The sequence below is a fragment of the Brevundimonas sp. genome (assembly GCF_024711105.1).
Lineage (GTDB): Bacteria > Pseudomonadota > Alphaproteobacteria > Caulobacterales > Caulobacteraceae > Brevundimonas.
On the sequence record NZ_JANJTL010000157.1, the window covers coordinates 1 to 3,524 of the forward strand.

At 68.5% G+C, this 3,524-nt stretch carries 4 protein-coding genes and 1 tRNA gene; 3 read left to right on the forward strand and 2 right to left on the reverse strand.

Features of this window, described 5'->3' with window-relative positions; genetic code table 11:
* Positions 1-184: 184 nt before the first annotated feature.
* Positions 185-260, reverse strand: a tRNA-Ala gene (locus Q0M60_RS12365).
* 114 nt (positions 261-374) lie between these two features.
* The gene (locus Q0M60_RS12370; RefSeq protein ID WP_296819945.1) at positions 375-839 is read right to left on the reverse strand and encodes a TIGR02300 family protein; all 465 of its coding nucleotides are present in this window, start codon (positions 837-839) and stop codon (positions 375-377) included.
* A 130-nt stretch (positions 840-969) separates the two neighbouring features.
* Here Q0M60_RS12370 and aroA point away from each other — a divergent pair, with 130 nt between their 5' ends.
* From aroA to Q0M60_RS12385, 3 genes are all read left to right on the forward strand, one after another.
* Positions 970-2,298, forward strand: a complete 1,329-nt coding sequence (aroA, locus tag Q0M60_RS12375) for a 3-phosphoshikimate 1-carboxyvinyltransferase (RefSeq protein WP_296819947.1) — start codon at positions 970-972, stop codon at positions 2,296-2,298.
* The gene (cmk, locus tag Q0M60_RS12380) at positions 2,298-2,930 is read left to right on the forward strand and encodes a (d)CMP kinase (protein WP_296819949.1); all 633 of its coding nucleotides are present in this window, start codon (positions 2,298-2,300) and stop codon (positions 2,928-2,930) included. Before aroA ends, cmk begins: the two co-directional genes overlap by 1 nt.
* Positions 2,931-3,084: 154 nt before the next feature.
* On the forward strand, positions 3,085-3,524 hold a 440-nt coding region (locus Q0M60_RS12385), incomplete at its 3' end, for a S1 RNA-binding domain-containing protein (protein ID WP_296819951.1).

Sequence of the window (3,524 nt, forward strand, 5' to 3'; positions counted from 1 at the left end):
ACCGGGTACTCTGGCTGACCAGCATAAATTTGCGGTATTCGGTTTTTCTGGTCAATAGAAAAACCGTCTTCTAAAATTCACAGTATATGATTAAGACGGAAAAGAAATATGGAACTATTCTATTAATGAAAATGAATTGAAGTATAAAAAGTAATAAGAATGATCCCGCTTTAAGCGGGATCGATGGTGGAGCTAAGCGGGATCGAACCGCTGACCTCTTGAATGCCATTCAAGCGCTCTACCAACTGAGCTATAGCCCCGATCTGGTCGGGTTTCGCGAGGGCCGGGGCCCCCGCGAGGCGGCGGAACCTAGTCGCACCGGACCGCCCGATCAAGCCCCGAATTCACGCGGCCGAACGGGCGATTCCGAGGCCCTATTGATCCTCCTCGTCGTCACCGAGACCTTCGATCTCGTCGTCGAAGTCATCGTCGTCGTCCCCCTCGATGAAGGGCACGGAATCGTCGTCCTCGTCCTCGAGGACCTCGTCGTCGCTCTCGCCCATGCCGGTCTCGGGCGCGCCGTCGGAATCGTCGTCATCGTCGTCGCCGCCGGTCGGGATCTCGTTGGCGGCCTCGTCGATCTCGGGCGTCTTGACGTCCTCTTCCTCTTCCTCCTCGTCGTCGGAGGCCTTGGCCTTGACCTGATCCTCGGACTCCTCGGCGGTGTCCTCGTAATCGGGCAGGCCGCCACGGCCGCGGCCGCGGCGGACCCGCAGCGCCTCTTCCGGCTCGAAGTCGTGCTCGCACTTCGGGCAGTGGGCGGGACGACGGTTCAGGTCGTAGAACTTGGCCTGGCAGTTCGGACAGATCTGCTTGGCGCCGAGCTCGGGATTGGCCACGGGGCGAAACCTTGCTGTGAGAGGGCCGGGCTGGGGGCCCGGGCGTATCGGGCGGCTCCCTTGCCACCGGATGGGGCCGCTGTCAAAAGCCCTTTTCCGCATTGGACCGCACGACCTCTGGGAGCCGCATTTGGCCACGGACACGGGGGCTCCCCAAAGGCTGATCGCGCGCCCGTCCGGCGCGCTCTCCGGCCGTGTCCGCGCGCCAGGCGACAAGTCGATCTCGCACCGGGCCCTGATCTTCGCCGCGATGGCCGAGGGCGAAAGCAGGATCGACGGCCTGCTCGAGAGCGACGACGTGCTCGCCACAGCCCGCGCGGCCGGGGCGCTGGGCGCCTCCGTCGAGCGGCTCGGACCCGGCGCCTGGAAGGTGGTCGGGCGCGGCGAACTTCGCCAGCCCGAGGGTGTCATCGACTGCGGCAACTCGGGCACGGCCGTGCGCCTGCTGATGGGAGCGGCGGCCGGCTACCCCATCGAGGTCCGGTTCGACGGAGACGCCTCCCTGCGCTCACGCCCCATGGGCCGCGTCGGAGAACCTCTGGCCCGCATGGGCGCCCGGCTGTCGGGCGACCGCCTGCCGCTGACGCTCGGCGGGGGCGGACATTTCGGCGGCCGGCTGTCCGCCATCGACTGGAAAAGCGAGGCCGCCTCGGCCCAGGTGAAGTCCGCCATCCTGCTGGCCGGGCTGAACGCCGAGGGCGTCACCTCCGTCGAGGAGCCGACGCCCAGCCGTGACCACACCGAACGCATGCTGCCGCTGTTCGGCGCCGAGGTCCGCCGCCAGGGCCTGAAGGTCTCGATCGAGGGAGGCCAGCGCCTGCGGGCCGCGGACATCCAGGTCCCCGGTGACCCTTCGTCGGCCGCCTTTCCGCTCGTCGCCGCCCTGCTCATCCCCGGCTCGCGCGTGACGGTGGAGGGCGTGATGATGAACCCCGCCCGGGCCGGGCTCTTCGTGACGCTCAAGGACATGGGCGCCGACCTTTCGATCGAGAACGAACGGGCCGTCTGCGGCGAGTCCGTGGCCGATCTGACGGCGCGGGTCTCGCGCCTGCGAGGGGTGGTCGTCCCGGCCGACCGGTCCGCCTCGATGATCGACGAATATCCGATCCTGGCCGTCGCCGCCGCATGCGCCGAGGGACCCAGCGTCATGCATGGGCTAGGCGAGCTGCGGGTCAAGGAAAGCGACCGCCTCTCCGGCGTCGCCCGCCTGCTCGGGGCGTGCGGCGTCCGGGTCGAGGAGACCGGGGACAGCCTTGCGGTGCAGGGCGCCGGCCGCCCTCCCGCCGGCGGCGTCTTCGTCGAAACCCACGGCGATCACCGCCTCGCCATGTCGGCCTTGGTGCTCGGCATGGCCTCGGGACGCTTTGTCGGCGTCGATCGGCCTGAAATGATCTCGACCAGTTTTCCCGGCTTCGCCGATCTCATGTCGGAGCTGGGCGCAGTGATGGAGTCCGCTTGATGCCGCTTGTGATCGCCGTCGACGGCCCTGCCGCCTCGGGCAAGGGCTCGATAGCCTCGCGCCTCGCGGCCTGGCTGGATCTGCCGCACCTGGACACCGGCCTGCTCTATCGCGCCGTCGGCATGGCGGTGTTGCGCGCGGGCGGCGACCTGGACGACCCCGAATTCGCCGCCTCGAAGGCCCGGACGCTCGATCTGGCTGCGCTTGACGATCCCGACCTGATCGGCCGCGCCGCTGGCGAGGCGGCCAGCCGCGTCGCCCTGCACCCTCCGGTGCGCGCCGCCCTTCTCCAGCTTCAGAAGGACTTTGCCGCCCAGCCGTCAGGCGCCGTCCTCGACGGCCGCGACATCGGCACGGTGATCGCGCCGGACGCGCCGGTGAAGCTCTATGTCACCGCCGCGCCGGAGGTCCGGGCGCGCCGCCGCTGGCTGCAGCTGACCGGCCGCGGCGAGGATGTCACCTTCGAGGCGGTGCTCGAGGACATCCGGATTCGCGACGCGCGGGACGCCGACCGCGACGCCGCGCCCATGACCGCGGCGTCCGACGCGGTCTTGCTGGACACCACCGAGATGGATATAGAGGCCGCCTTCGATGCGGCCCGCCGTATCGTCGAGGCGGCGCGCGGCACCTAGAGGCCAAATCCAACGCTCCGGTATCCTCGTCAGCCGCGGGCGTTCGGGACGCACTTCGTCCCCGCACCCTTCGCCTATCAACCCTCAACCTGAACGACGGGCGGACTCCCGCCGGCTGCGCGCCGGACATCCGCCTTTGGAGCAACCCTAGCTAATGACCGATGTGATGAACCCCTCGCGCGACGACTTCGCCGCGCTTCTCGACGAACAGCTTTCCGGCCGCGACCTCAACGAAGGTCAGGTCGTCCACGGCCTCGTCGTGGGCGTGGAGAAGGACTTCGTGATCGTCGACGTGGGCCTGAAGACCGAAGGCCGCATCCCGCTGCGTGAATTCACCGGCGGCGCGGAAGGCGCCGAGGCGCCCAAGGCCGGCCAGACCGTCGAGGTCTATCTGGAGCGCGTCGAGAACGCGATGGGCGAAGCGGTCATCAGCCGCGACAAGGCCAAGCGCGAGGAAGCCTGGACCCGCCTGGAAGGCGTCTTCGCCGAAGGCCAGCCGGTCATGGGTTCGATCGTCGGCCGCGTGAAGGGCGGCTTCACCGTCGACCTCGGCGGCGCCTCGGCCTTCCTGCCGGGCTCGCAGGTCGACATCCG